At 67.3% G+C, this 26835-nt stretch carries 22 protein-coding genes and 4 pseudogenes; 8 read left to right on the top strand and 18 right to left on the bottom strand.

Going from position 1 to position 26835, the window contains the following annotated elements:
- Positions 1–183 (top strand): hypothetical protein (locus ABZ565_RS16675; RefSeq protein WP_361026461.1); only part of this gene is annotated, 183 nt, incomplete at its 5' end.
- A 50-nt stretch (positions 184–233) separates the two neighbouring features.
- On the opposite strand, the gene ABZ565_RS16670 is transcribed toward ABZ565_RS16675, so the two are convergent.
- The 4 genes from ABZ565_RS16670 to ABZ565_RS16655 all read right to left on the bottom strand — a co-directional run bounded on the left by ABZ565_RS16670 (position 234) and on the right by ABZ565_RS16655 (position 3625).
- Positions 234–788 (bottom strand): GNAT family protein, encoded by a 555-nt coding sequence (locus ABZ565_RS16670; RefSeq protein ID WP_361026458.1) that lies wholly within the window; start codon positions 786–788, stop codon positions 234–236.
- Between the two features lie 268 nt (positions 789–1056).
- The gene (locus ABZ565_RS16665; protein ID WP_361026455.1) at positions 1057–2370 is read right to left on the bottom strand and encodes an MFS transporter; all 1314 of its coding nucleotides are present in this window, start codon (positions 2368–2370) and stop codon (positions 1057–1059) included.
- The gene (locus tag ABZ565_RS16660) at positions 2367–2972 is read right to left on the bottom strand and encodes a helix-turn-helix domain-containing protein (RefSeq protein WP_361026452.1); all 606 of its coding nucleotides are present in this window, start codon (positions 2970–2972) and stop codon (positions 2367–2369) included. The genes ABZ565_RS16665 and ABZ565_RS16660 overlap by 4 nt, the downstream gene beginning before the upstream one ends.
- Positions 2973–3151: 179 nt before the next feature.
- Positions 3152–3625: a hemerythrin domain-containing protein gene (locus ABZ565_RS16655; RefSeq protein WP_361026449.1), complete on the bottom strand. Its 474-nt coding sequence runs from the start codon at positions 3623–3625 to the stop codon at positions 3152–3154.
- Between the two features lie 930 nt (positions 3626–4555).
- Between ABZ565_RS16655 and ABZ565_RS16650 the strand changes: the two genes are divergently transcribed.
- Positions 4556–4792, top strand: a complete 237-nt coding sequence (locus ABZ565_RS16650; RefSeq protein ID WP_361026446.1) for a hypothetical protein — start codon at positions 4556–4558, stop codon at positions 4790–4792.
- A 216-nt stretch (positions 4793–5008) separates the two neighbouring features.
- Here the strand turns inward: ABZ565_RS16650 and ABZ565_RS16645 are convergent, their stop codons facing one another.
- The 7 genes from ABZ565_RS16645 to ABZ565_RS16615 all read right to left on the bottom strand — a co-directional run bounded on the left by ABZ565_RS16645 (position 5009) and on the right by ABZ565_RS16615 (position 15645).
- The gene (locus ABZ565_RS16645) at positions 5009–5341 is read right to left on the bottom strand and encodes a hypothetical protein (RefSeq protein ID WP_361026443.1); all 333 of its coding nucleotides are present in this window, start codon (positions 5339–5341) and stop codon (positions 5009–5011) included.
- A 441-nt stretch (positions 5342–5782) separates the two neighbouring features.
- Positions 5783–5956 (bottom strand): hypothetical protein, encoded by a 174-nt coding sequence (locus ABZ565_RS16640; RefSeq protein WP_361026441.1) that lies wholly within the window; start codon positions 5954–5956, stop codon positions 5783–5785.
- 497 nt (positions 5957–6453) lie between these two features.
- The gene (locus tag ABZ565_RS16635) at positions 6454–8844 is read right to left on the bottom strand and encodes a SpoIIE family protein phosphatase (RefSeq protein ID WP_361026487.1); all 2391 of its coding nucleotides are present in this window, start codon (positions 8842–8844) and stop codon (positions 6454–6456) included.
- A 35-nt stretch (positions 8845–8879) separates the two neighbouring features.
- The gene (locus ABZ565_RS16630; protein WP_361026438.1) at positions 8880–13202 is read right to left on the bottom strand and encodes a HAMP domain-containing protein; all 4323 of its coding nucleotides are present in this window, start codon (positions 13200–13202) and stop codon (positions 8880–8882) included.
- A gap of 1185 nt (positions 13203–14387) precedes the next feature.
- Positions 14388–14816 (bottom strand): ATP-binding protein, encoded by a 429-nt coding sequence (locus ABZ565_RS16625; protein ID WP_361026484.1) that lies wholly within the window; start codon positions 14814–14816, stop codon positions 14388–14390.
- Positions 14817–15236: 420 nt separating this feature from the next.
- The gene (locus ABZ565_RS16620; RefSeq protein WP_361026436.1) at positions 15237–15377 is read right to left on the bottom strand and encodes a YrhK family protein; all 141 of its coding nucleotides are present in this window, start codon (positions 15375–15377) and stop codon (positions 15237–15239) included.
- 64 nt (positions 15378–15441) lie between these two features.
- Positions 15442–15645, bottom strand: a complete 204-nt coding sequence (locus tag ABZ565_RS16615) for a cold-shock protein (protein ID WP_073502486.1) — start codon at positions 15643–15645, stop codon at positions 15442–15444.
- A gap of 552 nt (positions 15646–16197) precedes the next feature.
- On the opposite strand from ABZ565_RS16615, the gene ABZ565_RS16610 reads away from it, so the two are divergent.
- Together ABZ565_RS16610 and ABZ565_RS16605 are read left to right on the top strand one after the other, a co-directional pair.
- Positions 16198–16800: a hypothetical protein gene (locus tag ABZ565_RS16610; RefSeq protein ID WP_361026432.1), complete on the top strand. Its 603-nt coding sequence runs from the start codon at positions 16198–16200 to the stop codon at positions 16798–16800.
- Positions 16801–17460: 660 nt separating this feature from the next.
- Positions 17461–18111: a hypothetical protein gene (locus tag ABZ565_RS16605; protein ID WP_361026429.1), complete on the top strand. Its 651-nt coding sequence runs from the start codon at positions 17461–17463 to the stop codon at positions 18109–18111.
- A 205-nt stretch (positions 18112–18316) separates the two neighbouring features.
- Here the strand turns inward: ABZ565_RS16605 and ABZ565_RS16600 are convergent.
- Together ABZ565_RS16600 and ABZ565_RS16595 are read right to left on the bottom strand one after the other, a co-directional pair.
- Positions 18317–18699, bottom strand: a pseudogene (locus tag ABZ565_RS16600) (IS1380 family transposase); the annotation flags it as partial.
- 403 nt (positions 18700–19102) lie between these two features.
- Positions 19103–19858 carry a hypothetical protein gene (locus ABZ565_RS16595; protein WP_361026426.1) on the bottom strand — a complete coding sequence of 252 codons (756 nt, stop codon included), beginning with the start codon at positions 19856–19858 and terminating at the stop codon, positions 19103–19105.
- Positions 19859–21037: 1179 nt separating this feature from the next.
- Here ABZ565_RS16595 and ABZ565_RS16590 point away from each other — a divergent pair.
- Together ABZ565_RS16590 and ABZ565_RS16585 are read left to right on the top strand one after the other, a co-directional pair.
- Positions 21038–21271: a DUF5133 domain-containing protein gene (locus tag ABZ565_RS16590; protein ID WP_361026423.1), complete on the top strand. Its 234-nt coding sequence runs from the start codon at positions 21038–21040 to the stop codon at positions 21269–21271.
- A gap of 33 nt (positions 21272–21304) precedes the next feature.
- Positions 21305–21478 (top strand): hypothetical protein, encoded by a 174-nt coding sequence (locus ABZ565_RS16585; protein WP_361026420.1) that lies wholly within the window; start codon positions 21305–21307, stop codon positions 21476–21478.
- A 63-nt stretch (positions 21479–21541) separates the two neighbouring features.
- Here ABZ565_RS16585 and ABZ565_RS16580 read toward each other — a convergent pair.
- A pseudogene (locus ABZ565_RS16580) lies at positions 21542–22321 on the bottom strand (IS481 family transposase); the annotation flags it as partial.
- Positions 22322–22598: 277 nt separating this feature from the next.
- Positions 22599–23324, bottom strand: a complete 726-nt coding sequence (locus ABZ565_RS16575; protein ID WP_361026417.1) for an SDR family oxidoreductase — start codon at positions 23322–23324, stop codon at positions 22599–22601.
- An 87-nt stretch (positions 23325–23411) separates the two neighbouring features.
- Here ABZ565_RS16575 and ABZ565_RS16570 point away from each other — a divergent pair, with 87 nt between their 5' ends.
- A complete protein-coding gene (locus ABZ565_RS16570; protein WP_361026414.1) occupies positions 23412–24290 on the top strand; it encodes a LysR family transcriptional regulator in 879 nt (292 codons plus the stop codon).
- A gap of 110 nt (positions 24291–24400) precedes the next feature.
- On the opposite strand, the gene ABZ565_RS16565 is transcribed toward ABZ565_RS16570, so the two are convergent.
- The 3 genes and pseudogenes from ABZ565_RS16565 to ABZ565_RS16555 all read right to left on the bottom strand — a co-directional run bounded on the left by ABZ565_RS16565 (position 24401) and on the right by ABZ565_RS16555 (position 25875).
- On the bottom strand, positions 24401–24982 hold the full coding sequence (locus tag ABZ565_RS16565; RefSeq protein ID WP_361026411.1) for a hypothetical protein: 582 nt from the start codon (positions 24980–24982) through the stop codon (positions 24401–24403).
- Between the two features lie 97 nt (positions 24983–25079).
- A pseudogene (locus ABZ565_RS16560) lies at positions 25080–25260 on the bottom strand (WhiB family transcriptional regulator); the annotation flags it as partial.
- Between the two features lie 81 nt (positions 25261–25341).
- The gene (locus tag ABZ565_RS16555; RefSeq protein WP_361026408.1) at positions 25342–25875 is read right to left on the bottom strand and encodes a hypothetical protein; all 534 of its coding nucleotides are present in this window, start codon (positions 25873–25875) and stop codon (positions 25342–25344) included.
- Positions 25876–26089: 214 nt separating this feature from the next.
- On the opposite strand from ABZ565_RS16555, the pseudogene ABZ565_RS16550 reads away from it, so the two are divergent.
- A pseudogene (locus ABZ565_RS16550) lies at positions 26090–26809 on the top strand (transposase family protein).
- The last annotated feature ends 26 nt before the right edge of the window (positions 26810–26835 follow it).

Genomic DNA, 26835 nt, shown 5'->3' with positions numbered 1-26835 from the left:
CACCCGCCCATTCAATACCTGATGGAACTGAGCAGGGGGCCGCTGACTGGTGAGCAGAAGGATCGCTATCGCTCCTCAGCTGCGGAAACGGGCCTCCACGTGGACGACATGCAGCGGCGCTTTGTTCCTCTCGCGCGTGCGGCCCTCGACGAGTTGATGGACGAGGCCGACCAGCGGATGTAAGCCTTGCCCCAACCCCACCCAGAAGCGGACATCACCTCACGAACCTCCCTCTAAGGGGCCTGGTCTTTCCATTCACGGTCGAGGATGGCGTGGACGATGGAGTCCCGCCATTGGCCGGCCTTCAGAATGTGCTCGCGAATGATTCCTTCCTCGACCATCCCCACAGCGGTCAGGGTCTTTGCTGACGCTGTGTTGTGCGGGGACCGTGCTCCCCAAATGCGATGGAAGTCCAGTTCCTCGAACCCCAAACCGAGGAGCAGCCGGACCGTCTCAAGTCCGAAACCGGACCCCCAGGTGTCGGGGCGGAGTGCGAAGCCCATCGTGGCCCCGCGCGGCTGATGGGGATCGATGGCGAGGCGGCCGAACCCGATCAACTCACCCGAGTCCTGCCGGACCACCCCCAGCGCGTACAGGTTACGAGGCGTCTGCGTTGCCGAAGCGACGAACCCTGACACGATCTGTTCGACCTGATCGCGCGTGCGCGGGGCGAAGGACATGTGCTCGGTCGCCGCGGCACTGCCGTAAATGGCCAGCACCGCATCGACGTCTTCGTGGGCGAGTTCGCGCAGATCGAGGCGGGCGCTGGTGCGACTGATCGGATACATGGCCCGGACCCTATCCCCACGGCCGAGCACGCCGGCTCACCGGGAACAGCGCCGGCCAGGCGCGCCTACCCGACGCCCCGCGACGAAGAGCTTGTGAGGGTGGCCGGGAAAGCGGTGCTGTTGGAGCAGACCCTGGCCCGCTCGGTCCTGACACTGGGGTCGGCGGCGCTTGTCTCGTCGGGCGCTTCGCGGTGGTGAGTGTCCCCTGCCTGGGGGCCCCGACTCAATAGACGACGGAATGTGTGAGATCTGCCCGGTGCGATGGTGATCAGCGAAGAGGTCGGGCCGGGTCGCCATCAGAGGTCAGCGAGTGTTCCGGCTTGCTCTTTGGCTGGTGGGAGATGGGCAGGTCTCGGGAGTGCCGGATTGGGGAGAAGAGCAGGATCACTGCGGCGAGCGGGATTCCCGCTGTCGTGAGGGCCATGGCGGTGCGGAGGCCGAGTGCGGTTCCGAGCAGGCCGCCGAGCAGTGCTCCTATGGGGATTGCTCCGTAGCTGAGGAAGGCTGTGCTTGCAATGAGACGGCCGAGGAGATCTGGCGGGCAGTAGCGTTGCTGGAAGCTCGCCTTGATGATGTTGCCGGCGACGACACCTGCGGAGACGCTGAAGCCGCCTGTCACAAAGAGCAGGCTTCCGGCTCCGCCGGTGGTCAGCGGGATGAGCAGGCCGAGTGTGGGTAGTCCCAGTTCGAACAGCAGGGTCGCGCGGGCGGTGCCGATCCGGTGAGCGACCCGGCGTGCGGCGAAGGCCCCGGCTACGCCTCCGGCGCTGGTCGCCGCGATGAGTACTCCGACGGTCCCCGGGGGCAGGCCGACGGTCCGGACCAGGAAGACCACCTGGATCGACTGGTATCCCATGAGGGCCGTGTTGGAGGCGGCTCCGAAGAGGGTGAACGTGCGGAACCAGGGGTCGTAGGTGATCAGCCGCAGGCCTTCGCGGACTTCACTGACCAGTGAAGTGGTGCGGTGTTCGGCCCTGGTGTTACGTGGCTCGCGATGCCGGATGCCTGCCAGGCACAGAAAGGAGATGAGGAATGTTGCGGCGTTGGCGAACATCCCGTTGACCGCACCTGCCAGCTGTGTGATGAGGCCGCCGGAGCCGAGCCCTGCAAGTTGTGCGGCGGATGCGCTGCCGTGCAGTTTGGCGTTGCCCTCGGGCTGGTCGTCGGGTTCCAGAAGGGTGGGGAGATAGGCGGTGTAGGCGGTCTGGAAGAACACCGCTGCCGTGCCTGTCAGCAGGGCAACGGCCAGCAGCAGTCCGATACTCAGCCGGCCGGACCATGCGGCGACCGGCACGCCGGCGAAGAGTAGGAGGGAGAATGAGGCGGTGGCCAGCATGATCGGCCGGCGGCGCAGCCGGTCCACCCAGACACCGACCGGAAGGCCGATGATCAGCCAAGGGGCCCAGGCAGCGGCGCTCAGCAGACCGACCTCGAACGTGCTGGCATGAAGGGTGGAGACGGCGACCAGGGGCATCGTCACCCCGGTGACGGACGCACCGAACTTGCCGGCGGTCTCGCCGCACCACAGCAGTCGGAAATCGTGGTGGCGACGTAGGAGGCCACCGCGTATGCCGTAGCTCATGCGGAGCCACGCTGCTTGCGCGGGAAGGACTGGAGCTGGACGACGACAGGGAGCGCGTCCGGGGCGGGCTCGGCGTCCGGAGCAGGGGTATGGCGGGCGATGACAGCCACTAGCTCCGCGTTGAGTGCCTCCAGCTGTTTCGGGGTCATCCGCAGGTCACTCCAGTCCGATACAGTGCCGGCGCTCCGCCATGTGTCGTCCCAGTCCTCACCGAAGTAGCTCACGACCCGGTTGAAGTGCTGCTGCAGCAGCTCGTGCAGGTAGACCGACAGCGCGCCCCGGGTGTCGGGATCGTCGCGGAAGTCGGCGGTGTTCAGCTCGTTGGAGACGTCAGCCCTTCTCCACCAGCGCTCGCGTTTCGTGCCCCGTCCGGTTTCCTCCTCGATGAAGCCGTGTTCGGCAAGGTGGCGCAGGTGCCAGCTGATAGTGCCGGTGTTCTCCCCGAGGCGTTCGGCAAGCCTGGTGGCGGTGGCAGGCCCGTCCAGGCTGAGGAGTTCAAAGATCTTCATCCGCAGCGGGTGAGCCAGGCCTCGCAGGCTGCGCGCATCGAGGCGCCGGGGGGCTTTAGCAGCCTGTGATGTGCTTGTGGTTTTATGGGACATGCCAACAACCTAGCTTGCAGAGTTCTCTCTGCATAGGAAGCTCTGCAGAGAACACTCTGTTTGAGCTAGGCGCCCTCCGCGCGCGCCCCGGCCGAGCCAGCGGGCGGGCCGAGGGCAAGACATAGCGTCCGGCGCCGATCGAGCGCGCCCGCGGGCTCGTCCATCCCTACGGAAGGGGGCTATCGCTGGGCGCTGGGAACCGAGAGGGGCTCGCCAGGAGCCTTCTTCTTCGCCTCCGCCATCTGCTGGCCCAACTCGGTCAGACGGTTACGGCCCATGGCCTTGCGCACATCGGGGAACCACTCCTTCTCCTCTTCCTCGACATGGTGGCGCACGTTTTCGATGAGGACGGTCATCTTGGCGTCGAAGCGCTCGTCGGCCGGGTCAAGGTCTTTCAGCTCCGACAGCAGCCACACCATGACGTGGTGCTCCTCGACGCTTTCCAGGACGTGGTCCTTCGTGTCCGGTGCGGTCTCCCGGACGGCCGGGTAGAAGATCTTCTCCTCGATCCAGGTGTGGGTGGTGAGTTCGTCGATCACATGGTCCACGATCTTCCGCTTCTCGGCGTGCGCCCCGTCTCCGGCCTTCTCGAAGCGCTTGAAGAGCTTCTCGACCGTTTTATGGTCGTCCTTGAGCAACACGATTCCATCCACTGAATGCTCCTTGTCCTCAGGGGCGGGTGGCTCGAACGGCCGCCCTGCTCGCCCTGTACCCGGTGCGGGATGATCCAGCTCTTTCCGCATGGCCGCGCATAGGGTTGTGTTTTCCGAGCCTCGGAGTCGGCGGCTTTGGCAGTCTGCTTCCAAGGTCGGCATAGGAGGTGGTGACCACCACCTTGGTTACGATCAAGCACGCTCGCCGGCGACCGAGGCCAGGGTCACGGGACGCCGGCCCGTCGGCCAACGACCTGTCATCCGCTCAGTCACCACTGAGCCTCAGCGCTATGGCGCGAGGTGGCTGTCCTGCGAGGTGTCCGGTCGGCGCCCGGGTCGGCTTTGTGCATGCGACGGTGTTCGCCCCGCGCCGCGCAGGCGGGCCGTTGCGCTTCCCGCTCCGCCGCGCGCCCGGCGACCAGGAGAGGGAGCTTGGTTCAGATCGAGTCGAGCCGGCGCATCAGCTGACCGTCCGTTTGTGTCGGCGACGGTCCGGGCCAGGGCGCGCGGCCCGGCCGAGCGGTTGTCTGTCCGCCACATCAGCGCGTACTCGACCGGATCTGCGTCCTCGAACGGCACGTAGACGAGGCCGGCACGCGTCTGGTAGGGCTCCGATCGGAGAGGGGCGACGGTGGCGCCTCTGCCAGCCACTCGCGGTCGGGCCGTGCTCGACGAGCGGCGCGAGAGGTGTACCAGAAGGGAACAGTCGGTCGCCCCACAACTGGGGCCGGAAGACCATGATCTACGGCGCGAGTCGGGTAGTCGCCCAGGTCCTCCAGCTTCGCTATGGATCGCAGCGCGAGGGCATGGTTCGCGCGAAGCCCTCACCATCCCCTAACCGCCGGAAGAAGCCATGGGTCATCGAAGCGTACGTGGCGGCTCTCACTGCTCGTCAGGAGTGACGTTTTCCTGTGAGGGAAACGGGTGTGTATGACGCTGCCCAAGCCTTTGAAGTATGCGCTGATCGTTTTCGCTCTCTACGTGGCCGGAACGTTGTACCTGCGGTTCGGGTCCCATGAGAGCTGGGGCAAAGCGTTACTGATCTCCTTGTTGGCCACCCCGCTGGTGCTGCTGTGGTGGTGGATGAGGGACCGCTTGATGGATCGTGCTCGCCAGTTCGGTGAGCGGCACAGGCTGGGGGGCGGGGCGCCCAACCGCCGGACGTGAACCCGCTCAGGTTCGTCCCTTCCTCCGCCGGATCCCAGGAGCGGATCGCAGATCGGTGACGCTGCGTCGAGCCCGGTTCTCGGGCGGCCCGCCGACCGCCATCATGGACACAATCGCCCATCACGGTTTCGAGTCCGGCTCCTTGACAAGCCCCTCCAGGTCGAAGGCCCTGAACTGATGTGGCAGGTGGTCGACGGCCTGGCCGCGAGGTCGTAGTCAGGTCGGCGGCGGAGTCCTGTTCGGCGTTCTCCTGGACTTCGCCCCAGAAGGAGAACAGGGCAAGGTCGTGGTGCGAGGTCCGGCGCTGGCCTGCAGGTCGATGGCGGCTTTCGCGATGGGCGGCCTGAAACGGAGGGACTGGGTGAGTACCATTCGCTCCCCGAGGAAGCCGCTCATGATGTCCTTGGCGTGATACCACTCGTAGGTCTGCTGCAAGGGATCTCCCACGCACACGCGCTGGGCCTGTTGCGCGAGGAAGATCTCTTCGAGGACAGGGTTGGTGTCTTGTGCCGCGTCCAGCAGACGGAGCAGATGTCGTCCCGTGTCCACCGGGCCGGGGGAGCATCCTTGTACGACGTACTGCTGGCCTGCGTCATCGAGCCCGTTGACCGTGCCCAGGTGCCGGGCGGTGACTTACGCAACGACCGTTTCGCGATTCGTATGCGTGCCGCCGTCAGACTTCCGGTGGTGTCGCCGAGCACCTTCATCTCTCAGCCGTCCGCCGGCAGGGAGTGCTCTGGCGCACCGGCAGAGAATGCCGCTCCAGCTGAAGCCCCGAACTGTGCATAGAAGTTGGCCGGATGCCGCAAGGGCTCGGCGTTCGCTGGGCACTCATCGTCATGATCAAGGAGACCGGACGCTGCCCCGCGCCCTCGCCCCTCAGCCTGGGGATGGTCCGTAAACTGACGCAGGGTCATCGGCCCACGCAGTCGGTCGAAGCGGAACCGGAATAGCCGGGGCAGTGCCCGGCTGCTGGCGCTGCGCCGGGCTTCACCGGATCACGGCCCGTGGCTCCGAGTTGAGGTGCGCGCCGATCTGCAGAAATGCCGGGACGAACGGGACGACCGGCGCGGCGGAGGAGAACACCTGGGAACCGAAGTGGACGACGACGAGGTCGAGTCCCGGTGAGACGAACAGTCGCTGGCCGTGGATTCCACTGTCCATGTACGAGCCGTAGGGGACGCTCGGGACCCGCCACAGGTCGTGGTACAGATAGCGTGGCCGCCGAGGTCAGGGGCGCGCCGGGGAAGCACACACGGCGCGGGTAGCCGTCAGGGACGCCGCTGACGATGGCGGTGGCCACGGCCTCGGGCACCACCAGCCGGCCACAGGGTGCACCGGTCGTCCTGCGGGTGCTGACCACTCCCGGCAAGGCCGACACCGAGACCGTGCTGCACATACCCTCCCGCCGCTTCACGGCCTCGGGCCGCGAGCTCTCACCGCACCGCAGAGTCTGGCGGCGACTGTCCGGACGGACTGGGCCAAGAGGCGGGGGGTAGTGCTTGAGTCGGTGTTCGCTGTGCGACCGCTGTCGGAGCGCCGTGAGCGCTTGCTCTTCGACTACCGTCCCGAGACCATGCGAGAGGGGGCGTACAGATGGTTTTCGAGACGAGTCAGCGGTCGTCGGTGCGGTCGGGGCCCTCGCCGGTGTTCCCCGGCTCTCACCCGACCCTGACGCCGATGATGCAGGTGTCGTCGTCCGTGTCCGCCTCGCTGTGGGTGAGCAGCCGGTCGAGTCTCCGTTGCAGCGAAGATGCTGGTGCCTTCGCCGTCGTGAGGAGGTGGGACAGAGAGTCTTCGACGCTCATGTCCCGGCGTTCGATGAGGCCGTCGGTGTACATGAGAAGCGTGTCGGAGACTTCGAGCCTGACCTCCTCCTCCTGGTACTCGGTCTCCGGGATGGCGCCGAGCAGTAGCCCCCGTAGTAGCGGCAACTTGATCGCCTCCTCGCCCCGCACGAGGACGGGTGGCAGATGGCCTGCCCTGGCCCAGCGCAGGACCCGCGTCTCGGGGTCGAACAGACCGCAGACTGCTGTGGCGGTGACCCGTTCGGTCAGGTGGTGAGCCACGATGTTCAGCCAGGACAGGAGCTGCCCCGGGCCCGCTCCGGTGATGGCCAGACCGCGCATGGCGTTGCGCAGGACGACCATCCCCGTTGCGGCTCTGATGCCGTGGCCGGCGATGTCACCCACGCACAGGAGAATCTTCTTGGACGGCAGGACGACTGCGTCGTACCAGTCTCCTCCGACCGCGGACTCCGACTCGGCGGGCCGATAGCGGACGGCTACTTCGAGGCCGGGTGCGGCGAGCGGCGCCTGCGTCGGCGGCATGATGGCGTGCTGGAGCTGCAGTGTCAGTCGATTGCGTTCTGCCGATTCCTGCTCTGAGTGGGCGAGTTGGTCGCGGGTCGCCGCCAGCGCCACCTCGGTCCAGTGCTGTGAGGAAATGTCCTGGTAGGCCCCACGAACCGCGAGCAGGCGGTCGTCCGCGTCGAGCACCGGTTCGGCGATCACCCGGATATACCGGGTGACCCCGTCGGGGCGTGCCAGGCGGAAGGCTGTGGAGGCGGGCTTGCGGTGGTAGAGAACGGCGCGCAGGAATCTGCCGATGGCCACGGCGTCGTCGGAGTGCGCATGCTCGGCCAGATCCTGGAGGGAGACCGGGGTGTCGCTCGTGGAACGCCCGTACAGAGAAAAGAGCGGCTCGTTCCAGCTGATTCTCCCGGTGTAGAGGTTCTCCTCAAAACCGCCGATCCGGCCCAGTCGCTGCGCGTGCTGGAGGAGGCTCGCGAGCCGAGCGGTCTCGTCCTCGATGCGCCAGATGAGCAGCACGCTGCCGTTGTGGCGGGTAACGCTCAAGTCGGCGACGGATGACAGCGGTACGTCGTCGATGAGGGCAGTCAACGTCATGCGCCGGGCCCGGAAGGGCTCGCCGGTGGCGTAGACGCGGGCGATCTTCTCGAAGAGTTCGCTGTCGCCCGCGGCCATGGGGTAGGCCTCCAGCAGGAGGGCCCCCTCGACCGCGCCACGAGAGCGCCCTGCCGGATCCAGGAAGTAGCTGTTGACATGGTGGATCCGGAAATCGACGAGGTTGTCGTCGTCATCCAGGTGCGGTGTGAGAACGAGGGTCGGGTCGTAGAGGCCCTCACACAGGTCCACGAGCTCGGCACTGCCGGCGGGTACCGGATTGTCCTGGTGCGGCGCGTCGGCCGGGAGATCTCCCAGCGTGTGGGCGCACAGCTCGGCCAGCGCCTCGAGCTGGCGGACGACGGCGGGTGTGTGCTCGGGCAGGCGCTGGGGCCAGCAGATCTCCAGCACCGCCTGCACCCGGCCGCCGGTTCCGGCAGGAAGGACGACACGGCCGCTCTGCGGGTTCTGCCGGAGTCCGACGGACGGGAGGCCGGCTTCGGCGAGGGAAGAAACCCGCACCGTCCGCAGGTCGGTGAGCGCCCGACGTGCCACGGTCGCTACTCCGGGCGGCACGTAGCGCCAGCGTTCGGCCTCGCCGGCGGCGAAGCCGGCATGACCGCACAGGGTGAGCGAGGCGTCGGGTCCGGCCGACCATACGGCCACCGCTGTCGCACCCAGGGGAGCGAGTGCGTGCTGGAGTAGGGATTCAGCGACGGCCTGTGTGTCGTCGGCGGCCAGCGCGGCGCACTCGGCGGTGCGCAGGCGCACGGCGACCGAACTGCCGCGGTGCTGCGCTTCCTCACTCTCGGGGCTGGTGCTGACCTGCCGGATGAAGTCGCCCGCTACCTGGGTCAGGTGATCGTGCGCTGCCTCATTGACGATGTCGGCGGCGAGCTCGAGCGGGGTCACCCCGGCCTGACCGGCCAACTCGGTGAGTTGTCGTGCGGCCTGAGCCGGTCCGCAGCCCAGTCGCTCAATCATGACGCCCTTGGCGAGCTCTATCAGGGCGCGTCCGTCCGCCTCGGCGTGCGCTGCGCTCACCTCCGCCCGCAGGCGCTTCACCGTGGCCACCAGGCGCCCCACGGTGGACGACAAGGCCCGGGGGGCGGGCGCGGGGATGCCGTCCCGCTCAGCGGGGGCCACTGTGCCGGTGTTCTCACCGGCCACGTCGTCACGCGTCACGAGAGCACCGACGCTTCGTCGGTGTGGGGGATCAGCCACCGGCGTACGCAGGCGATGAGGTCGTTGGCGTCGAGCGGCTTGGTGACATAGTCGCTGGCCCCGGCCACGAGACTCTTCTCCCGGTCCCCCGGCATGGCCTTCGCGGTGACACTGATGATCGGCAGAGCGGCGTGCTCGGGCATCTCACGGATCTTCATGGTCGCGGTGTAGCCGTCCATCTCCGGCATCATCACGTCCATGAGGATGAGGTCGACGTCGGGGCGCCTGCGAAGTGCTTTGATTCCCTCGAGTCCGTTTTCCGCGTGCAGGACGTTGATGCCGTGCATCTCCAGGATGCCGCTGAGCGCGAAGAGGTTGCGCGCGTCGTCATCGACGACGAGCACGGTGCGCCCCTGGAGGCTGTCGTCGATGGTCTCGGAGGCCGGCGGGCCCACCTCCTCGCCGCGTACCAGGGGGACGACGGCACCGGGTTGCTCGGCCGACAGATGGAGGGCGATGCGTTCGCGGAGCTCGTCCAGGCTGGAGAGGAGCTCCAATGGACGGACCCGGCCTCTGGCCTGGAGTTCCCGCTCGTGAGCGGCATCCAAGCGGCGGTTGTTGTGCGCGAGTACGGGCACGGTCTTGAGCGCGGGATCGCCGTCGACCGCGTCCAGGAACCTTGTCGCGCCGTCGTCGGCCATGTCGAGTTCGAGAACCACGCAGTGGAACGGTGCCGCGGCCAGGGCGCTCGCCGCGTCCCGGGCGCCGACTGCGGCGATCACCTCGATGTCCTCACTCCCATGGCTGCCCGTCAGTTCGGCCACCGCGCTTTCGGCGACGAGGGACAACAGGCCGCGCGAACGCTCCTCGATCACCAGGAGCCGGCGCGGCTTACGCGGCCTCGGCTCTGCGGGACCGGCCTGCCGAGGGGTGGCGTGCTCCGGGCCGGCGGGGGCCCGTACCGCGCTGGAGGTGAGTTCGGCCGGCACACCGGCCTGCTCCTGGAAGTCCGCGCGGGCGACCGGCAGATACAGGGTGAACGTACTGCCCTGGCCGGGTGCGCTGCGCGCGGTGAGGGCGCCGCCGAGCAGGTGGGCGATCTCCCGGCTGATGGACAGTCCCAGCCCTGTGCCTCCGTATTTGCGGCTGGTCGTACCGTCGGCCTGCTGGAACGCCCCGAAGATCGTTTCAAGCTGCTGCTCGGCGATGCCGATGCCGGTGTCCTTCACATGGAAGGCGACGACCGCGCCTCCGCGTTGCACCGAGCCGGGGAGTTCGCTGTCGGCAGCGGGCTCGATGTGCAGTTCCACGCCGCCGCGTTCGGTGAACTTCACCGCGTTGGAGATCAGGTTGCGCAGGACCTGCCGGAGTCGTGCGTCGTCGGTGAGCAGGTCTACCGGCACCCCGGGCGCAGTCGTGATGGTGAACGCCAGGCTCTTCTGCGTGGTCATGGGCCGGAACGTGGCCTCGACGTGGTCAAGGAGCTGCCGCAGCGTGAAACGCTCCGGGTTGAGGTCCATTTTCCCGGCCTCGACCTTCGAGAGGTCGAGGATGTCGTTGATCAGCTGTAGCAGGTCACTGCCCGCCGAGTGGATGATCCCGGCGTACTCCACCTGCTTGGCGGTGAGATTGCGGGTCGGGTTCTGTGCCAGCAACTGGGCCAGAATGAGAAGGCTGTTGAGCGGGGTACGCAGCTCGTGGCTCATATTGGCCAGGAATTCGGACTTGTAGGTGGAGGCGAGTGACAGTTGCTGGGCCCTTTCCTCCAGCTCTTGGCGCGCCTGCTCGATCTCCAGGTTCTTCGCCTCGATGTCGCTGTTCTGGGCCGCCAGCAGCGCCGCCTTCTCCTCGAGTTCCGCGTTGGACCGCTGGAGCTCCTCCTGCTGGACCTGCAGTTCCTCGGAACGTGACTGGAGCTCGCCGGTGAGCCGCTGCGACTCGCCGAGGAGCTCATCCGTACGCGCGTTGGCGACGATGGTGTTGACGTTGACGCCCACCATCTCCATCAGCTGTTCGAGGAAGTCGCGGTGGACGGGCGTGAAGGGGGTGAAGGAAGCCAGTTCGATCACACCGAGCACCTGGTCGTCCACGACGACGGGCAGCACGATCAGGCTGCCGGGTTGCATCGGCCCGAGCCCCGAGGAGATGGTGATGTACTCGCCGGGTACGCCGTCCACGGCGATCGTACGGCGGCTGTGGGCGGCCTGGCCGACGAGGGACTCCCCTATACGGAAGCGGTCGTTCCCTGCCCTGCCGACGGGTCGGCCGTATGAGCCCACGAGGCGCAGCTCGGCGCCCTCGGGGGTCTCCTCGGCAAGGTAGAAGGCACCGTACTGGGCGGCGACGAGCGGGGTCAGCTCGTCCATGACCAGCTCGCCGACGACGTGCAGGTCGCGGTGCCCTTGCATCAGTCCGGAGATGCGGGCCAGATTGGACTTCAGCCAGTCCTGTTCCTGGTTGGCCCGGGTCGTCTCACGCAGGGAGCCGACCATGGAGTTGATGTTGTCCTTCAGCTCCGCGACCTCGCCCGACGCGTCGACCGTGATGGATCGGGTCAGGTCGCCTTCGGCCACGGCGCTGGCCACCTCGGCGATGGCCCGCACCTGACGGGTGAGGTTGCCCGCGAGTTCGTTGACGTTCTCGGTGAGCCGCTTCCAGGTGCCGGACACGCCCTCGACCTCGGCCTGACCGCCAAGGCGGCCCTCGCTGCCCACCTCGCGGGCTACTCGGGTCACCTCGGCCGCGAAGGAGGACAGCTGGTCGACCATCGTGTTGATGGTTGTCTTCAGTTCCAGGATCTCGCCCCGGGCGTCGACGTCGATCTTCTTGGAGAGGTCGCCATTGGCGACGGCGGTGGTGACGAGAGCGATGTTGCGCACCTGGCCGGTCAGGTTGTTCGCCATCGAGTTGACGTTGTCCGTGAGGTCCTTCCACGTACCCGCGACGTTCGGGACGCGTGCCTGGCCGCCCAGCCGCCCTTCGGTCCCGACCTCGCGCGCCACCCGCGTCACCTCGTCCGCGAACGCGGACAAGGTGTCCACCATGGTGTTGATGACCTCGGCGAGCGCCGCGATCTCGCCCTCGGCATCCACGGTGATCTTCCGGGAGAGGTCTCCCCGGGCGACGGCGTTGGCCACCTGCGCGATCGAGCGCACCTGTCCCGTCAGATTGGACGCCATCACATTGACGTTGTCCGTGAGGTCCTTCCAGGTGCCGGAGGCGCCTCGGACGGTCGCCTGCCCGCCCAGCTTGCCCTCGGTGCCGACCTCGCGTGCTACGCGCGTCGCTTCATCTGCGAAGGAGGACAGCTGGTCGACCATCGTATTGATGGTCTCCTTCAGTTCCAGGATTTCGCCGCGTGCGGTGACCGTGATCTTCTGCGACAGATCACCCTGGGCCACAGCCGTCGCCACCTGGGCGATGGACCGCACCTGCGCGGTGAGGTTGCCGGCCATGAAGTTGACCGAGTCGGTCAGATCCCTCCAGGTACCGGAAACCCCCTTCACATCCGCCTGCCCGCCCAGAATTCCCTCGGTGCCGACATCGCGGGCCATCCGGGTCACCTCGTCGGCGAAGGAGGACAGCTGGTCGACCATCGTATTGATGGTGTTCTTCAGTTCCAGGATTTCGCCGCGTGCGGTGACCGTGATCTTCTGCGACAGATCGCCCTGGGCTACGGCCGTCGTCACCTGGGCGATGTTGCGGACCTGCGCGGTGAGGTTGCCGGCCATGAAGTTGACCGAGTCGGTCAGATCCCTCCAGGTACCGGAAACCCCCTTCACATCCGCCTGCCCGCCGAGATTGCCCTCCGTGCCTACCTCCCGGGCCATCCGGGTCACCTCGTCGGCGAAGGAGGACAGCTGGTCGACCATCGTATTGATGGTCTTCTTGAGTTCGAGGATTTCGCCCCGGGCATCGACGTCGATCTTCTGCGAGAGATCACCTCTGGCCACCGCGGTGGCCACATGAGCGATGTCACGGACCTGTGTGGTGAGGTTGCCCGCCATGGCGTTGACGGAGTCGGTCAGATCGGCCCAGGTGCCCGATACACCGGGCACCTCCGCCTGGCCGCCGAGTGTTCCCTCCGTTCCGACCTCCCGAGCCACCCGGGTCACCTCGGAGGTGAACAGGGAGAGCTGATCGACCATGCCGTTGAACACAGTGGCAATCTCACCGAGCAGCCCCTCGGCACCGTCGGGCAGGCGCGTCCCGAAGTCTCCGTCGCGCACTGCCGTGAGCCCTATGAGCAGCTGGCGCAGTTCGGGCTCGCCCACTTTCCCTGCCTCCCGGGCACGGGTGCGCTGCGCCGGACGTGTGTTCTCAGGTGACTTCTCCGCCATAGCATCCTCAAAAGTTCGCCCGGCATCCGCAGGAGTAGCGGTATGCCATCCCGAGGCCCCGCATCCGGGCCCCTCCCCCTCCGACGCCCTCGCGCATCGGCGATAAGTTGCCGCAAGGCAACTGTGCAGCAGAGTACCCCGGGCGGCCCCGAGTGGGCCGCCGTACCGATCAAGGCCGTACGGGAGACGGCACGTGCCGGCAGGCGGCGATTTCGCGAGATTCGAGAACGGCTTTTCTCGCCACTACGAGCTCGTGCGCAGCGTGGCGTTGCCCCTGCCGTCTCGTTGAGCTCGTGGTGGGGATACAGGCGCATGGGTCGACCACGCTTGCGCGTCGCGTCGCGGGTCTGTCCGTGGATGTGATGACTGATCTGGTGGCGGAGAGCCGGGGCCGGTCTGGCAGGCCCGCAGGGGGGCCGAGTTACTCAACCTCCCGCGTCAGCCGGCGGTCGACGGGTACGACTCACAAGCTGGTCCTGTTCGACCGGCTCCTGGCCACACTGGTTGATCAACAAACACGGCGTGACCCCACGTCGTGATGGCCTGCTGGTTCCGGGTGGATTTTAGTCGCCCCCAGTGAGGTCGGCGGGAACCGGGCTCCTGCTCGCCAGCCGGGGCTGCTGTGGGGAGGGTCTCCGGCTTCGCACGCTTGCCGATGTGTCACCTTTCTCGGAGCCACTACCCAGACCGCGCTGATGGACGTTACCGACATCGAGTCCGTCGGCCGGGCGCACACCGCGGTGGGTGCAGCTGTTCTTCTTGTCCGCCCCGACCACCGACTGGCCAGCGCGTATGGGCCCTTTCCCAAGCTCGTGGGTGAAATGGAGCTGAGTCTTCCGGTCCGGGTATCGCTTGCCCCACAGGTCTTGGCACCGGGAGCTGGGGGTTCAAATCGGGGTTGCGAAGCCCAGGCCGTCGGTGGAGAGCTCGTCGCCGCCCCTGCCTGCACCAGGGTCAGGCGCACGTGGTGATCGACGAGAAGACGCCAGTAGGCACGCATTGCGCCAGGGCACTGGTGTGGGTGACGGTGCGGGCTGCCCCGAGCGAGTCTGCAGGAACAGCAGACGCCGCCCCCGGTGCGCCCACCGGCAGGCGGTGAGGGACAGTGCCGAGACGCGCCGCCTTTCTGCGGCTGGTCAGGGCAAGGCCCGCACGGCACTGGCGCGCGGGCCGTCCGGGGGGGTACTACCCGCTGGCCCGGCCGGAGGCAATGCTGCCCGGGCTGTCGGTAAGGGCGATCAGTGCGCGAAGGCTTTTGCCCACGCTTTCTCGGCGGACTTCGAAGCTCTGGCAAACCATGAGGACCAGTTCCAGGCCGTGCTGGCCGACACGGGCGGGGTCGGCGGCCGAGGCCACCGGAAGAACCGATCCGGAGTCCCACATGACGATACCCAGCGTTGCGCAGTCCGCTTCCAGGTCCACCAGGCACGGCCCCGGTGCGTACTTGCACACGTTCGTGGCCAGCTCGCTGGCCACCAGCTGCGCCACATCCATCGCCCGTGCGGACACAGCCCAGCCGTGGACGTTCTTCGCGCTTATGAGGAACTCCCGCACGAAGTCACGGACCCGGGCTATGTCACCCGAAACCATCTCGTACGAGGCGCTTCCCCGCATGACGGCGGTGTCGCTCACGCGTTCCTCTCCTCGGCCGGCTGAGACGCCGCCCGGTAATCCATAGCTCCCCCGTCGCCTGCGACGCGATCGGCTCATATCGAACCAGCGTTGCCTGCGCGTACCCGGCGCACATACTTTCAGACTCCCAGCCGGTGCGTCGGGGGCTTCGCGTCGGGCGCCCTCGGCATAGGCGCCCGCCCGGTCCCGGCAGATGCCCCCCACGCTTGGGTGGCAGTTCATCCAGGCGGCCGGCGGCCCGGCTTCCCAGCGGGCGGCCCACCGGCGTGCCGTGCCGGTTCGCGGGTCAAGTGGGTGCTGCTCATGATGGCGTTCCGCACGGCATTCATCCGGCGGGGGCCGGACAGTCCATCGGTGCGTGTCTCAGCTGGCGGCGGTGACTGGCCAATACACCGGTTACTCCTACGAGGTGCTTCCGCGCTGGCGCACCTTGCGCTGGTGGCGCGCGAATGCTTCCCCGATGCTGCCTACGAACATGTCCAGCGAGCCCACCACGAACATCCACAGGGCCGCCTGTCCCAGACTGGGGAAGAGAAAAAGCACGCTGCCGAACACAGGGCGCCCGCCCCGCGAGGGTCGCAGGGTGGGCGCCGTGGAGTGCGTAGGCTCAGGCAGGGGTGATGTTCTCCGCCTGGGGGCCCTTCTGGCCCTGGGTGACGTCGAAGTTCACCTTCTGACCTTCCTGGAGCTCACGGTATCCGGAGCTGGCGATGTTTGAGTAGTGGGCGAAGACGTCGGGACCGCCGCCGTCCTGCTCAATGAAGCCGAAGCCCTTTTCCGAGTTGAACCACTTGACGGTTCCGCTGGCCATTGTGCCCTCCAAGGGGACTCGAGATCGGTTACCGCACCGTGCGGAAACCGGAGGTGATCGCCCTGGTCCTCAGAGACTGTGAACAGCACAATCGCCCGCGCGTTGCTCACGGGCGACCGGTACTTCGGAACCACGACAGCTGACCTTGACGCTACACGGAGAGATCTGTCCGCGCCGAGAGAACGCTCAGGTCACAGCGGCCGAATCGGCCGTTCGGCTCCGTATCTGAGGTCGGGTAGCGCAACGTAGTGGGCGCACGCTCATCGGCAAAGACACCGATGTCGTTCCGGGGCCACTCTGCGAGCGATCAGTGGTGATCAATCACTGCGGGATGCCGCACGAGGTTGTGATCGGCCAACCCGGGCGGCCGCTCGGCCCTCACCTCGACGGCCGCCCGCGAAGACGTTTCCGTCACCCGCCCCGGCTGCTCTCCCGGCCGGCCTGCTCCGTTCGCACCAACCGTGATGGCGGCCGGCCGCTATCACGGCGACGGTGAAGAGGTGCCCGGTCGCCTTGCCCGGGCTTCATTCACCTGGGCCAAGGGAGCCGGTCATGTCGTCACGCAACACGATGCTGCGCAGCCTGCACGATATCGGGCTGGCCACCTGGTTCGGCGGCTCCCTCATGGGCGCGGTCGGCCTCAACGGTGCCGCACGCGACGAGGGCGGCACCTGGACCACTACCGCGAGGATCGCCAGCGCCGGGTGGGCGAAGTGGACCCCCGTCAACGCCGCGGCGATCGCCACGCACCTGTTCGGATCCGGCGGCCTGCTCGCCGCCAACGCCCCACGGGTCGCCACCCAGCAAGGCGTTGCCGCCTCCACCCTCGCCAAAACCGTCCTGACCGGCGCCGCCCTCGCGGCCACCGCCTACAGCCGCGTCCTGGGCAGGAAGATCGAACTGGCGGCCTCCGCCGACCCTCAGGACGCCGAGAAGGCCGCCAAGCACCCCATCGACACCGACAAAGCCCAGCAACACCTGACCTGCATGCAGTGGACCGTCCCCGCCCTGACCGGCGGCCTGATCATCCTCAACGCCCTGCACGGCGAACAACAGCGCCCCAGCGAACAGGCCCACGGCATGTGGCAGCGCGCTCGCACCCTCACACCCCACATGAACATGCCCTCCACACCCGACTGGCACCTGACTCGTTGACCCGCCACCCGGCAACAGGAGTACGAGCTGCGCCAGAGTCCGTCGTTACGCGCTCCCGGCGCGCATGGCGCCTGCCACCGCGTACAGCGCCGTCCGCGACGACTCGATCGCCGGCAACACCAGACCCCTCCCGGCTCAGCTCAGCCTCCGGACGGTGACCAGGAGCCCGAAGGTCCTCCCCGTCGGGCCCGAGGTCCTCCTACCTGACCACACCCGGACGGTTCCAGACTCTTCGTCACCCGCAACACGGGCAAGGGCCTTCTCGTCTCCCTGCGCGCCGACCGCTGACCGACTGCCCCCGACAGCCCGGAATTGCGTCGGCGACGGGATTCTCCGGTCGGCGGATCTTCGCCAAGGCTGGTGGCCGGGCCGGATGCCTGATGCCTGATGCCTGATGCCTATGGACCGCTGGAACGCGACGGTGTGGCAGGGGCGGTCCACGAGACCCCGTCCTGTGACGCGATCCGCCTGAGCGCCGGCGGGGCTCAGGCGCCGGTCGGCGAGAGCTACGGTGCGTGCGATGGCTGAGATGCCCGCCTGCCTGACCTGACCGGCGTTTTCTGCAGCCTTGACCGGGCAACGAACAGGGCGGGACAGCCGGTTTCGGTAGGGATCGCTGAGGACGATCGGTTGACTCGCGGGCGGACTACGGTGTGCGTCATGGCGAGAGAAGCCGAGCGTGCCGTCCTGGCCGCCGAGATGTGCATCGCGCTGAAAAGGTGTTGCCCCGGCTCACGTGCGGACCTGATCGGGTCGATGGGATCAGGCACGGCGGATGCCTTCAGCGACATCGACATCTCGTGGGTGGTCCCGGACGCGCAATTCCCTGACTGCCTGAGCCGGGCGGTGGACGTGCTGGGCGAGGTCCTGCCGGTCGGCAGCGTCCGTGTCGACCCGGAATTCTACCGCTCTGATCGCCGACGCCTGCTGTTCGTCCGCTTCACAGGGCTGCCGCTGTTCTGGAGGCTTGATCTGGATGTGCGTACCGCGTCGGTCGCGGATGACCTGCACTACGATGTGGGAAACCCGGCGGCGCATGCTCGCGAAGGCGAGTGGTCACGGGCGGCCAGTGCCCTGGCCAATGCCATCGGCGCAGTAAAAGCGCTGGCTCGGAAGCAGGTTGACGAGGCGTGTGGCCTGCTGGACCGCGGGTTCGCCCGGATCGACGTAGATGACCGGGCCAGCGGCGCTTGGGCGGATGACGTGGCCCGGCTCGCGAACGCCGCCGCACTGCGCGATCCTTCCTTGACGGACCTGGCCACCCAGGTCACCACGCTCGCGGTTCGGCATCTCAGCAGCATGGGCACATGACATGTGAAATCCCCTCCTGCTCGTGAGCCTGCGCACAATGAGCTGATTCCAACCTGTCGGCGGTGTCCGTTGAAGTCGATCTTCCGACGGTCCCGCCAACGGAATCGGTGGACCGTTTCGCCGGTGGGCATGCTGGCGGTTGTCGCGCCGGATTCCACTGCTCTGGGTAGTGAAGGGTTGCCATAGGGGCGGGTAAGAGCGCTGGTCAGCCTGGATTTGGCAGGATTACGACCCGTTCGAATGCGGCGGTGATGTGGCCGGTCCAGTGCCAGCGCCGGGCTAGCGGAGGGTGCAGCGCCGACCGGTGGTGACGAATTGTCCGGCCGTGGTGAACAGGCGAAACCACAGGCGGCGGGGCGCCCAGAGCCGGCCCTGCCAGTGAGCGCGAGCATTGGCCAGCAGGTCGAGGGCCTTTATCCCGAGCCGCATCTTGTGTCCTGGGCTGTGGTGTGGTGAGGAGCGGCAGGTTGTGCAGGCCAGTGGCCCGCGCGGCCCGGATCCGGTTTTCGGCCCTGTCCCGCAGCTGCCTGACGGGGCATGCTCGGTGATCGGCCGGCCGGCGGTGTCGGTCGCGAAGCAGGTAATCCGTCCCCCGACGCCCAGCCTGGAGTTGGTGGTTCAGTTCGTCTGGCATGACCGTGATCAGGATGTCGCCGTCCGATGACTCGCATCCCACGATCCGGGACCTCGCGTTGAAGGACCGGGCCTCACGCCATGAGGGTGAGCGCATCTCTGTCCGGCGCAGACCGGTCGACAGTGCGGCTTCCTTCTGCGCGGCAAGTTGGGGTGCCTGCTTGATGCTGGTCCGTGGTAGGTGACGTAGCCGTGGTGGTTGCGCTTCGCGTAGGAGTGCGTGTGGGGGCGGGGTTTGCAGAGGTAGATGGTGTGTCCGTCGCCCCCGGTCCTGGTCACGCCACCAATGTGTCGCGTTGCTGCTGGGTATCGGTGCTTCGCCCGCCGGGCCGTCGCGTCCGGCGGGGCGCAGCGAAGGTCAGACGTGGACGGCATCCTTTGCGACGGTCGGTGTGGAGGACGGCTCTGTCCCGTTGTCCGCGGTGACGTCTGCCATGTTCGGCAGGGCCTGCGCGGGCGCGATGTACATCACGTTTCCCTGCTGCCGTGACTTTTCGGCGAGACTCTTCTTGACGAGCGTCTCGAGGTTGTTGCGCACTGTCTGGACAGACGTCTTACGGCTGGGGTGGTCCTGGGCGAGCTGGTCATGGACCTCACGGGCCACGCAGGGCTGGCCGGGGGCCTTGAGAAGGATGTCCAGGATGAGCTGCCACAGCGGCCGTCCCAACTCCTCCTCAGCGGCGTCCTTGTCCGCCGGCGCTTGCGCGGCGGGAACCCGCTGCGCCGAAACCCTGGTCTCCGGCTTCCTCGCGACTGCCCTCCTCGCCGGCTGTGCCGCGGTCTTCTTGGCCGCGGTCTTCTTGGCCGCGGTCTTCTTCTTGATGGGCTTCTCGGGCTGCTTCTCCACCGCCCGGTCCTGCCGCTGCTGCGGAACACCGCGGGGCGTATCGGCTGCCGGCTCGGCTTCGGCAGGAGTTGGCAGCGGGGCCACGGGCAGAGTGCCCTGAGCCTTCGCCAACCACCCCTCCTCCACCCTGAGCTGCTCCAAGCGCGCCTGGAATACGGTGATCTGCGCGGTCACGTCCTCCTGCTCCCTGCGGTTGGCCGCAAGGTCATCGGCGTACTGCTGCGCGTACTTGGTCTGGATGGGGGTCGTTACGGGCACGTCGGCCACGACAGCTCTCCTTCTACCTGGTTGTTGCTGCCGGATGCTACCCACAACAAAGCGACATCCGTTACTCTCCACCACGAAAACCACCTCTGCGAGGTGCGACCGGCTCCGCAGCAGAAGGAAAGGTGGCGTCGCCGGGGCAGGCGCTGAAACGGGCCGCGGAGGAAGTTGCAGAACCCCGAACGTGCAAGCCTCACCGAGAGCCTGCTGGAGACGGCCCAATCCTCGGCCATGGACGAGTCCGGGCGAAAGCCGAAGCGGCGAGGTTCGGTTGTTCATCCGGACGAGTGCGCGGGCTAACGAGTGACAGGGCCCGGGATTGCGGAGTTGCCGCGGAGCGGGAAGGGGCATCACGGGCTCACACGGGCTCAAAGGGTGGGCCGCCACTACGGTGCGCAGGGGTCAAGCGTCCATTCTCGTCCGGTCCGGCGACGTCGGCCATTCTCTCCCGCTCTTGCATGGTCACCCGCGCGCGTCGCCGACTTGGCGCCGCGGCGCACCCCGACCGTACTCGGGTCGGCGCGGTCGCGGACGTGCTTGTCTCCAGCGCCGTTCCTTCGGATCACGCCGGGTTCGCGGGCTTCCACAATCGGAGGCGGCGGCATCGTCGGTCACGTCGGCTCCGAGTGTGCGCTCCCGGCCGTGGGCGCCCGTGTCGGTCGGATTCATCACTCGTGGGCTGCGTCCCCCACCACACCCAGCTTCAGGAGCGATGGCCCTCACCCGTGGCTTCCTCTACGAGGAGGAGGCATCAGAAGGATGATCGGTCTTCGACCGTGCGGCAGAGGTCGCGCAGGGGTGGTCAGTGAGCTGGCGACCAACGGGGCAAGTACGCTCCGGGGCCGCTCCTGCTGGACCTGGAATCAGAGGGCGCCGTGCTGAGCACCACCATGTGGGACTCCGGGGCCGCGCCACCCAGCTTCCTCCTCCGACCCGCCCCGCGTCGGCCAGCACCGCTCTCGCGCCGAACTCGAACTTGCACGCCACGCCATGTCCTGGCCGGTGACCTTCGCGTGATGGGTGAGCGTTTCTGCCCGCAACCAAGTGGGCTGGCCCGGCCGCAGAGTCGGCGTCCGGACGGCGCTTGGGGCGTGTGTGACGGGCGGGGATTGCGGGACGGAGAATCGGGTACGAGAGCGCGTGCCCTGACTGGTTGGTGCTGGTGAGAAGGACGGTTTAGTGATGCTGATGGCCCACCCCGTGGTGCTACGTAATCTGATCGACCAGTACGAGGCGCTCGCCGCCGTGGGCGCCTCCCACGCGGGCAGCGCACAGGTCCGCCAGCGCATGAACGATGTCGCCTACACATTGTGCGTGTCCACCGGCACCCGTGACATCGACGCGGCGCTGATCGCTGCCCGGCACCAGTTGCCCGGAGCCCGCCCGTTGGACGACTCCGTGCTGAACCCGGGCTGAGCCGCCGGCCTTTCCCGCTGTCCCTTGACCTCGATGAACGGACATCCCTACGTGGACGCCACCCCCACAAGTGCAGCACCGATCTATGACCTGCTGATAGCCGAGCGGGGCGATGTCCTCGCCGACGCAGCACGGGTCGCGGAGCAGGCCATGCGCGAGACGACCGGCACCCTCGACTTCGACCTTCCGGGCAGCGACACCGCATAGACCGGGCCAGGGCTGCGCATCATTGTCATGCGTGGCGGCAACCGCGCAGAACCTGTCCTGGATGTAGTGACCCGAGAGGTCAGGGACACGGCTTGCGGGGGTGGCAGCCCTTTCAGGGCTGTGTGCTTTCGGTGATGGTTGTAGGTATGGAGCCACCTGGGGCACGCGTCGCGTCGTTCCTGCTCGCTGCGGTAGGGCTTGGCGTAGGCCCATTCGTCGTTCTGCGCCCGGGTCCAGAACGCGGCGGCGGTCTCCTTCCTCTCGTCGGCGAGGATCGCGCTGTATGCCAGGCGGGAATGGTCGTCGACGGCGTTGTGGAGGTAGCTGTAGCCACCACCGCCGATTCGGTTCTTGCGACCGGCCTGACGACCCAGCACCTGATGACCGCCACCGTTGGGGGATGTTGCCGACCTTCTTGATGCCGACATGTAGCAAGTCGCCTGGTGCCGCGTGTTCGTAGCCTCGGATGACCCGGCCCGTGGCTCGGCCCAAGTGCGACAGTCGAGCAATTCGGTATCGGGTAAGTACCCGGTGCACGGTGGCGGGATTGAGACCAAGCAAGTAGGCGATGCGGGCTGGGCCCCAGCGACGCAGGACACGGACTTTGAGGATGCGCCGCTCGGTGCGGGTCGGCGTCCGTCGCGGGCTGAGGTGCGGGCGGTTGGAGCGATCTGCCATCCCAGCAGGTCCCTGCTCGCGGTAGCGGCCGGCCCACCGTTTCGCTGTGGTGGGTGAGACTTGGAGCCGTTCAGCTGCTCGGCGGAGTGGCCAGTGATCGTCGACGACGCACTGCGCCAGGCGCAGGCGGCCAGTCTCGGTCAGGGGCGCGTTGCGGTGGACCATGCCGGTCCTTCTGCTCGGAGGATGCCGATGGCCGGGTGTACGAGACATGACTCGTACACCCGGCCGTTTTGTGGACGCCGTCAAGTGATGAGGTCCGTCGTGAGCTGTGAAAACGTGGATGGGCTCGCCTGGAGCGTGTGCGCCAGCTGTGGGTCGCCAGGTCTCTCAGGCGGGGCTCGCCGAGCATGCTGAGCAGGTCGGTGTGAAGTGAGTCCACCCCAGTTCGCGGCGGGTGCGTGTCGCCACAATTGCCTCCTCGGCCCTCGCACGTGCAGAGCTACCAGGCGACGGCTCCCTCGTCGTCGAAGAAGCCTCCTCGGGGACCGTCGTCGGGGAGGGTGGCGAGACGGAGGGCGATCGCGGCACCCTGCTCGGGTGTGCGGTCCCCGGTGAATCCGGTGAAGTCGGTGGCGACGTACCCGGGGCAGGCCACGTTCACGACGATGTTCGTGTCGGCGAATCGGCGGGCGTACTGTGCCGTGATGCTGTTGAGCATCGACTTGGAGGGTGCGTAGGCGGCCATGACCGGGCCGGTTTGCAGTGTCAGCGAGCCCATGTTGCTGGACATGTTGACGATCCGGGGCGCGGCGGCACGGCTGAGCAGCGGGAGCATCGCGTTCGTCACTCGGACCACGCCGTACACGTTCGTCTCCAGGACCGTGTGCAGGACGCCGAGGTCGAGTGTTGTGGGGTCCTGCGCCCCGTCCTCGGACCGGCCGGAGATTCCTGCGTTGTTGATGAGCACGTCGAGTCGCCCGGCTTCCTTCTCAATGCTCGCGGCTGCTGCGGCGACGCTGGCGCCGGAGGTGACATCGAGGGCGACTCCGAACGCGTCGATGCCTGCGGCACGCAACCGCTCCACGGCCTTCGCGCGTCGGGTGTCGTCACGTGCCCCCACGGCGACGGTGAAGCCGAGGGTTCCCAGGCCCTGAGCGATGGCGAATCCGATTCCCTTGTTCGCGCCGGTGACCAGCGCGGTCTTGTTGTTGTTCACGCCGTTCATGCTCAGCGCGCGGCGTCCGTTTCGTCCAATATGGATCAGGTACCTTGTGATACCTGTCGGGTATCACAAGGTGAATAGGGAGTGCACATGGACGACCTGGAGACCCGTGAGTTGCGGTACTTCGTCGCGGTCGCCGAGGAACTGCACTTCGGACGCGCGGCCCAGCGGCTCGGGATCGCGCAGCCACCGCTGTCCCGCGCCATCCGGCTGATGGAACGTCGGCTCGGTGTCCAGCTCCTGGACCGGGACCGACGGGGGGTAGCCCTGACCGGCGCCGGCGATGTGCTGCTGCGCGAAGCCCGCCTGGCCCTCGATGCGGTCGCGGCTGCCGTGCGCCGGACCCGGCGAGCAGCAGATCTCCAACGGCCGCTGATCCTGGTGACGAAAGCCGGCGCCTCACACGAGCTACTGCAACAGTTCCTCGCCTCGTCGGCAGCCGACGCCGATACGGCACCGGTCGAAGTCGTCCTGTGCGAGGTCGGTGAGCAGGCACGATTCCTGCGCGACGGGCGCGCGGATGTGGCCCTCATGCACCGGCCTGTCGATGACCTCGCCGGGTTTGATACCGAGGACATCTGTACCGAAGGCCAAGTTGCCCTGCTCCCGTCGGGACACCCGCTCGCCGCACGCCCCCAGCTCACCCTCGCGGACGTCGGCAACGTGCCTGACCTGCCCATCGCCCGATGGCCCCGGCTCGACGGCTCCTACCCCGACGGCCCCGGGCCAGAGGTGCACACCCAGTCACAACTCGCTCAACTCGTGGCGCTCGGCAAGACCCTGCTCGTCATCCCTGCCTCCAGCCGCGCATGGCAGTGGCCCGATCATGTTGCGGTGCCCGTCGTCGACGCCCCGGACATCACGACCGTGCTCGCATGGCCAGCCGGCCACCAGTCCCCGGCCCTCGCCGCGCTGGCCCGAGCCGCAGCCGGGCTACGCAGCACCCCACCGGCTGCACCCGCGCGTTGAACGCCACCCCTCCCTCCTGACGCGACTGGCTCACCATGCCGCCGGACTCTGCGGTGTCAACGGAAGACCAACCAGGGCTACGTCGCCACCAACCTTTGTGGATAGAACAGCTAACCTGTTCGGTCTGCGCAGCGAGCGGGAGAAGGAGCTGGAGACCGTCCTGCTGGACGACCTCGAGTTCGCGTGGAGGCCGCGCATCCGTCGCAGCCGGTGAGCTTTCGGGACAGACATCCACGGGCCGCACGGAAGACTCTGTGCGGCCTGTCGCTGTACGCGAGCCTCCACGCTTCGAGGCTGTCGAGGAGCTGGTCTCGTTTGATGCCGATCTTGCTGATGGAGAGGCCCAGCAAGAGCGCTCCCTCCAGACCGGCGAGCAGAGAGAACAGCCGGTCCTTCCCCTCCTGTGTTCCAGCGTCGTCGTGCTTGAACTTCTGGAGGCTGGTGCGGGTGGCCACGATCACGCGGGCCAGGACGTCGTGGATGAGGGACGGTCCCTGGCCGCTGTGGTGCTCGTTCGCCTCACGCGCCGTAGGGCCACCGCGGTAGACGAAGCACAAGGTCTCCGCCCGCTTGTTCGGCAGGACAGTGTCATCCTTCCCGAAGGTCAGGCCGGGCTCGTCCGGCAGGTTGGTCTCGATCCAGGCCATGACGTCTTCCTTGGTGAACGCTTCCCGCATGATCCGGTCGATCAACTCAATCAGCGAGTCGGCTGCCTGCGAGATGCCGTCCTCGGAGTGCGTCAGAGCGCCCTTGGCCCCTCGGCTCCCGGGCCCGACAGGAGGCGGCCAGAGGACGCCGCCGCAACAGGCCCCCTCCACACGCTCCGTCATACCATCCCAGACCCCGTGCTCGATCCGACTGTCCAGGGCGTAGGCCAGGCACTCGGTGGGCACCGCGCAGCCGGTACACAGGATTCTGGTCCGGTTCCGGGCGGCCCGTCCACGAAAAGTGGATCAGGCTCGACCGTGCGGCGTTACGTCTCGGCCTCTCGGAAGCTCGAGGTCCGTTTCCCGCAGCAGGAGCCGCCTGAACCTGCTCGTCTGTACGCGGCTCAGGCATCCCCAGGGTGTAAGCGTTCGGGCGGTCGCTCGATGATGAACACCCGGGTTGCCGGATTGACCCGGGCCGGCAGCACCGTGCCCTGGGTGGCGCCGCCGAACCGGTGCTTCAGGACCTTTTGTTCACATTCGAACGGTTCGAACCCGGGGCCGCTGACACGAATGCTCAGCAGGAGCCGTTCGTGGTGGTCGTTGCTCGGCGTGGCGGGCGCAACCGCCAGGACGAGGGCGGTCGTGTCAACGCCGAGGGCGGCCAGTTGAAGAGTCGCCCGCCGTTCGATGCAGGCGTCGAGTATGGTGCCGAAGCCGACCCAGGCAACGAACGCTGCGGTCAGCGCGACGCCGATACCGGCCCACGCCCAACTGCTGGTGGTATCACCGATCTCGGCCAGGGTGCGAATCGTGGTGTAGACGCAGAAACCGCTACCGCCCAACAACAGACCCACGCCCACAGTGCATTGCATGGCTGTGATCGCCGGGCCCCTCGGATCGAGCAGGACGGGTTCCGAAGCACCGGCACTGGCCATCAGCACAGTCTAATGCGAGGAGAATGGTGTGCGTAGGGTGTAATGCAGCACCGACTTCGTCGGCTTTGTTACTTCGGGGTTTCGGGCACGGCTTTCGTACGGACTGACGCTCCCCAAAGCGTGTTGCAGAAGGCTTCAGGTCGGGCATTTCTCCTGTATGCGTGGGGTGTTGCAGGCTGAGCCGTTGTAGGAGGAGACGTTCACTGAACTGCGGATGCGGCAGTTCGAATGGCTCTTGAAGGTGGTACGGGAGCGGGGGCGGGAACGGTCCCGGTGGCGGTCGGCCGTGGTGCCTGCCGCTGGCCGACCGGGTTCTGCTGGTCGCCGTCCACTACCGCACGAATCGCACCATGCGGCAGCTCGCCCGCTCTTCGGCTGTCCGCCGGCCACGGTCTGCCGGGGGATCCAGCGGTTGCGGCCACTGCTCGCGATCGAGCCGGCCACCCGTCCCACCGACTCGCCCGAGCGGCTGTGGATCCTGAACGGCACCCTCATACCGGTCCGCGACCGGAAGGTCGTCGCCTCCTCACGCAACTACCGGTTCTCAGCGAACGTGCAAGTCATCATCGATGCCGACACGAAGCTGGTCATCGCCACGGCCCCGCCGGCACCCGGCAACACCGCGGACGCGACACCCTGGCAGGACTCCGGGGCCCAGGCCATCGTCGGCACCACTGCCACGGTCATCGCCGACGGCGGCTACCGCGGCACCGGCCTGACCATCCCGCACTACCGCCGGCACAAGAACGAGGAACTACCGGCCTGGAAGGAGGACCACAACGCCTCCCACCGCAAGGCCCGGGCCCGCGTCAAACACACCTTCGCCCGCGTGAAAAGCTGGAACTGCCTCCGCGACTGCCGGCTCAAAGGCGACGGCGTCCGCCACGCCATGCTCGGCGTCGCACGCCTCCACGACCCCACCCTCGCCGGATGACCGCGAGTCCGCGAGTCCGCGAGCCT

Origin of the sequence: Streptomyces sp. NPDC016469 (assembly GCF_040632905.1) — a bacterium.
GTDB lineage: Bacteria > Actinomycetota > Actinomycetes > Streptomycetales > Streptomycetaceae > Streptomyces.
The sequence above is the reverse complement of the archived record's forward strand: the minus strand, read 5'-3'. Positions and strand labels throughout refer to the sequence as shown.

Excerpts from the sequence above, each read along its gene's own strand:
- ABZ565_RS16590 (WP_361026423.1), top strand. The coding sequence starts at position 21,038 with ATGCTGATGGCCCACCCCGTGGTGCTACGTAATCTGATCGACCAGTAC.
- ABZ565_RS16670 (WP_361026458.1), bottom strand. The coding sequence starts at position 788 with ATGTATCCGATCAGTCGCACCAGCGCCCGCCTCGATCTGCGCGAACTC.
- ABZ565_RS16575 (WP_361026417.1), bottom strand. The coding sequence starts at position 23,324 with ATGAACGGCGTGAACAACAACAAGACCGCGCTGGTCACCGGCGCGAAC.
- ABZ565_RS16660 (WP_361026452.1), bottom strand. The coding sequence starts at position 2,972 with ATGTCCCATAAAACCACAAGCACATCACAGGCTGCTAAAGCCCCCCGG.
- ABZ565_RS16605 (WP_361026429.1), top strand. The coding sequence starts at position 17,461 with ATGGCGAGAGAAGCCGAGCGTGCCGTCCTGGCCGCCGAGATGTGCATC.
- ABZ565_RS16585 (WP_361026420.1), top strand. The coding sequence starts at position 21,305 with ATGAACGGACATCCCTACGTGGACGCCACCCCCACAAGTGCAGCACCG.
- ABZ565_RS16665 (WP_361026455.1), bottom strand. The coding sequence starts at position 2,370 with ATGAGCTACGGCATACGCGGTGGCCTCCTACGTCGCCACCACGATTTC.
- ABZ565_RS16650 (WP_361026446.1), top strand. The coding sequence starts at position 4,556 with ATGACGCTGCCCAAGCCTTTGAAGTATGCGCTGATCGTTTTCGCTCTC.
- ABZ565_RS16625 (WP_361026484.1), bottom strand. The coding sequence starts at position 14,816 with ATGCGGGGAAGCGCCTCGTACGAGATGGTTTCGGGTGACATAGCCCGG.
- ABZ565_RS16610 (WP_361026432.1), top strand. The coding sequence starts at position 16,198 with ATGTCGTCACGCAACACGATGCTGCGCAGCCTGCACGATATCGGGCTG.
- ABZ565_RS16630 (WP_361026438.1), bottom strand. The coding sequence starts at position 13,202 with ATGGCGGAGAAGTCACCTGAGAACACACGTCCGGCGCAGCGCACCCGT.
- ABZ565_RS16640 (WP_361026441.1), bottom strand. The coding sequence starts at position 5,956 with ATGGACAGTGGAATCCACGGCCAGCGACTGTTCGTCTCACCGGGACTC.
- ABZ565_RS16570 (WP_361026414.1), top strand. The coding sequence starts at position 23,412 with ATGGACGACCTGGAGACCCGTGAGTTGCGGTACTTCGTCGCGGTCGCC.
- ABZ565_RS16615 (WP_073502486.1), bottom strand. The coding sequence starts at position 15,645 with ATGGCCAGCGGAACCGTCAAGTGGTTCAACTCGGAAAAGGGCTTCGGC.
- ABZ565_RS16555 (WP_361026408.1), bottom strand. The coding sequence starts at position 25,875 with ATGGCCAGTGCCGGTGCTTCGGAACCCGTCCTGCTCGATCCGAGGGGC.